The sequence below is a fragment of the Gemmatimonadaceae bacterium genome (genome assembly GCA_035633115.1).
In the GTDB taxonomy this organism is placed as follows: Bacteria; Gemmatimonadota; Gemmatimonadetes; order Gemmatimonadales; family Gemmatimonadaceae; genus UBA4720.
In genome coordinates, this window is record DASQFN010000034.1 from 1 (window position 1) to 4,141 (window position 4,141).

Here is a 4,141-nt window from a genome sequence, read left to right on the forward strand (position 1 = left end):
AGGGCCGTGCCCACCCATTGAAGCAAACTGAAGGTTACGAACCTTCTTTCAGCCTGATTCGTGCGGACTCCAGGCATGCAATGAAAGGAGATTCGTATGTCCGACGCACTTCCCCTTCCGCCTCGTCCCAACCTTGAGCAATACAAGAAGCTCGCAAAAGACTTCCAACACGCTTGCAAGTCGAGCGAGCCCGGCGCGATTCGCGGCTGGGCCGCGCGCTGGGCGGAAAACATTGCCCGGCTGCAAGGCCTGGAGATCACACCTCAAGTCCAACGACAGATCGACAGCGAAGCGGAACGGATCGAGGAACACTGGCACAAGTTCAAGAAGATGAATGAACGCGCTGCGCGGTGCACGCTGGCCGACGCGCAGTTCTTCGTCGCGGGCGGCCACGGCTTCGCGAGCTGGCCGAATTTTGCCAAGCACCTTGAAGAGCTAGCGCGTGCTAGTTCGCCGGTCTCGAAGTTTGAAGCGGCCGTGGACGCGATCGTCAGCGGCGACGCAGCGACGCTCGAGCTGCTGCTGAGCGAGAATCCTGAGCTGGTGCGGGCGCGTTCGACGCGTGAACATCGCTCGACCCTACTACATTATGTCTCGGCGAACGGCGTCGAGGACTTCCGCCAGAAGACGCCGAAGAACATTGTCGAGATCACCAAGCTGCTGCTGAAGGCCGGCGCCGATGTAAATGCGGAATCAGCCGCGTATGGCGGCCGGTCGACAACGCTGGGATTGACGGCGACGAGTTGGCACCCAGAAAACGCCGGCGTGCAGCTCCCGCTGATGGATCTGTTGATCGAGCATGGCGCAATGATCGACGGTTCGGACGGAGGCAGCGCGGTCAACGGCTGCCTCCATAACGGGCGCGGGGAGGCGGCGGAATTCTTCGCGAGTCGCGGCTCGCGGTTAGACCTGGAAGGAGCGGCCGGAGTCGGGCGGCTCGACGTTGTCAAAAGCTTCTTTAAGGATGACGGCAGCCTGAAGTCACCCGCGACGCAGGAACAAATGAAGGACGGATTCGCTTGGGCCTGTGAATTTGGCCGAACCCGTGTCGTCGATTTCCTGTTGCAAAGAGGTATGAAGGTGGACGCGAAGCTCAAGCATGACGGCGAGACCGGCCTGCACTGGGCCGCATACGAGGGACACGTCGACACCGTCAAGCTACTCCTCGATCGCGGTGCACCAATCGACGTGAAAGACGAAAGTTATGGTGGAACACCCCTGGGGTGGGCGCTGTATGGTTGGGGTGCCCCGGAACGCGCCCAACGCGTAGACTACTACGAAGTGGTCACGCTGCTGGTGCGGACAGGCGCAAAACTGGACCTGGAGTGGTATGAGGACAATGAAGAACGGCGACGCGCCGCAGAGAAAATGCGGTCCGACCGGCGCATGCTCGCGGCGCTCCGAGGCGAGATGCCTGAGTAATCTGATGACCCCAACGCTCTCGCCAAAACTGTTCGTAACGACTTCTGTATATTCCGAAACCATTCGCATCCTCTCTTGTGCGTATTCGCATCGACTTCTAAAACTCAGATATTATTTCTTATTATTGCTCTTCTTCTCTCTCTTTCTCGGATGGAATGAAATGGAATTCGACCTGCGCGGAATCACAACCGCGGATTAGAGAGATTATCCGGCATGAAGTCCCAATGCGGGTTTCTAAAATTCATCATTCGTTTTGGGTTTCTCGCCCAGGGCGCGGTTTATCTCGCCGTAGGGTTGCTGGCCCTGCAGGTCGCGGTTGGTTTCGGCGGCGAAACGGGTGACACGAAAGGAGCTCTTGAGGAAATCGGCCGGCGCCCATTCGGGGGAACGCTTCTGGTAATCCTCGCCGTCGGCTTGCTGCACTATTCGGCGTGGAAGTTTGTGGAGGCGTTCAAGGATCCCGAAAACGTCGGCAAAGGCCTCCGGGTGTTGTACGGTGCCAGCGGCTTTCTCCATATCTATCTCGCATACATGGCGGCGAGGACAGTCCTGTCGGGGCTCGGCGTGATAGGCGGCGGGAAGAGTGGGGATCAATCCGCGCAGTCGGGGACGAGCTGGCTGATGTCGCAGGGGTTCGGACGCTGGCTGGTTGGGGCCGTGGGCGTGGTGGCCTTTGGGATCAGCATCAGTCAGCTCCTGGTGGCCTACCGGGCGAAGTTCCGCGAGAAACTCGCGCTGCGCGACATGCATGCTTGGGAGAGGATTGCGATGATCACTCTCGGCCGGATGGGCTTTTGCGCGCGGGCTTTGCTGATCGCACTTGTCGGCCTGTTTCTCGTGCAAGCGGCCGTAAATTCCGATCCCGATAACGCGGGCGGCATGGCAAAGGCGCTTGCGACTCTGATGGAACAACCTTTCGGCCCGTGGCTGCTCGGCGCCACCGCCGCTGGTTTGATTGCCCACGGCTTGTTCACCTGGGCCATGATGCGTTACCGCGATCTGGGCGGGGACGGATGAGGGGGCGATCTATCCTCTCGCATTTCCGCAGGAGATGCTGGTGAGGCGCGCCGCGGTCCAGTGGATCCGCAACGGGCCGGAGGGCGGATGACGGACGGACAGTTGGACGGTCGGACGCAGCGGTGCGAAGAGCTAAGCGGGAAGGGTAAGGCGCTGTCGAACGGGGTTCAGCCGGACGCGATCGATGCTGGGCCGCGTCGGGTCGCGCGCAAGCGCGTCGTAGCGGCATGCCTAACCCTGCGCTGCACCTGACCGCGGCGGCAGGGGTGCGTCGGCGGGAGAACAATTCCACGACTGAGGCAACGAGCGGCGCTCTCGCCAAAACCGTTCGTATCGTCTTCTGTATTTTCTGAAACCGTACGCATCGACTCTTGCACGCATTCGCATCCACTTCTGTGAAAGAACCCCGACTTGGCCCTCTCATTGATTCCTTAAGACCGAGGTTTCTTTAGGTCGTTACCGTGATAATTGAAAAATGCAAGTGACCACAAATGCGGCGTTCCATCGAGCTTCCAGTTCGCTGGCCTGCTTAATCGAGTTAACGTAAGCCTCCTCTGTGCGAGTGCTATAATGACGCAGTCGGATGACTTCGCGGACTTGGTTGAGCAGCGGAGATTTAGGCATGAGGATTTTCCTTCTCTTGAGGTGATGAGGATGGAAGGGCGAGGTTATCTTACGCAAGATGGCCGCAAAAGAACTCAGAGTGCTAGACGGCTCCTGGCGGTAAAAGTAGACCACAGGCGCAAACTACCGGCAATAGCGGTCTAGCCGACAATTACCGCCATTGGCGGCCCAATCCTATTCGTTGGGCCGCGCCGGAGTCTTGGCTCTATCGATGCGCAAGCTCGTCTCAAGTGGTAGTCCCTATGAACCGAAGGTCGGCATTTCGCGCGCGGTGCGCGTGGGCTCGATCGTGACTGTCGCGGGCACTGCGCCGCTTGGCCTCGATGGCCGCACAGTGGGGCGGGGGGATCCGGCAGCGCAGGCCCGCCGTTGCCTTGAAATCATCGCCGCCGCGCTCGAGGGAGCCGGGGCTTCACTGCGTCATGTCGTGCGCACTCGGATCTTGCTCACCCGCATTGACGACTGGCAGGCGGTGGCCAGCGTGCACGGCGAGTTCTTTCGCGACATTCGTCCTGTCAACACGATCATGCAGGTGTCGCGCTTCATCGATCCTGACTGGTTGGTGGAGATCGAGGCGGACGCCGTCGTAGATGATACCAGCGGAGCGGCCCAACAAATCGTTGCGGGTGAGCCGCGGTAGCGCGTCTCTCAACTTGAAAGATAGAATCACGGGTTGTGTGCCGCCGCGCGGCCACCTGAACTCAATCGTTAGGCCGCTAACTTGGATGGTATTTCTAATCGATCAATGTCCAAATCGCCATTCACGATCGAACCTCTGACGCCTGCTGACAGTCAGTGGGTGAGACAATTCATTGTTAAGCGTTGGCTTGCCGAAACTGTTGTTGCTCACGGCCAGGAATTCTATCCGCATCGGCTCCCCGGCTTTGTGGCCGTCTCGGACATAGAGCGTGTTGGACTGGTGACTTACCTCATCGATGGCGGCAATTGTGAAATCATTACGCTCGACAGCTTGCGTCCCGGCCTGGGCGTTGGCACGGCTTTAATCGAGGCGGTCAAAGCAATAGCGCAGGAGGCGGGATGTGACAGGTTGTGGCTAATGACAACCAACGACAATCTT

The 4,141-nt window shown here is 59.2% G+C and carries 4 protein-coding genes; all 4 read left to right on the forward strand.

What is annotated here, in order from left to right; genetic code table 11:
- The first annotated feature begins 96 nt into the window (after positions 1 to 96).
- Positions 97 to 1,422, forward strand: coding sequence for an ankyrin repeat domain-containing protein (locus tag VES88_03440; GenBank protein ID HYN80530.1), 1,326 nt, complete (start codon positions 97 to 99; stop codon positions 1,420 to 1,422).
- Positions 1,423 to 1,635: 213 nt separating this feature from the next.
- Positions 1,636 to 2,439: a DUF1206 domain-containing protein gene (locus VES88_03445; protein HYN80531.1), complete on the forward strand. Its 804-nt coding sequence runs from the start codon at positions 1,636 to 1,638 to the stop codon at positions 2,437 to 2,439.
- Positions 2,440 to 3,274: 835 nt separating this feature from the next.
- Complete coding sequence (locus VES88_03450) at positions 3,275 to 3,703, forward strand: RidA family protein (protein ID HYN80532.1); 429 nt, start codon at positions 3,275 to 3,277, stop codon at positions 3,701 to 3,703.
- A gap of 159 nt (positions 3,704 to 3,862) precedes the next feature.
- A partial coding sequence (locus VES88_03455; GenBank protein ID HYN80533.1) for a GNAT family N-acetyltransferase occupies positions 3,863 to 4,141 on the forward strand: 279 nt, incomplete at its 3' end.

Coding starts and splice junctions, on each gene's coding strand:
- VES88_03445 (HYN80531.1), top strand. CDS start 1,636: ATGAAGTCCCAATGCGGGTTTCTAAAATTCATCATTCGTTTTGGGTTT.
- VES88_03440 (HYN80530.1), top strand. CDS start 97: ATGTCCGACGCACTTCCCCTTCCGCCTCGTCCCAACCTTGAGCAATAC.
- VES88_03450 (HYN80532.1), top strand. CDS start 3,275: ATGCGCAAGCTCGTCTCAAGTGGTAGTCCCTATGAACCGAAGGTCGGC.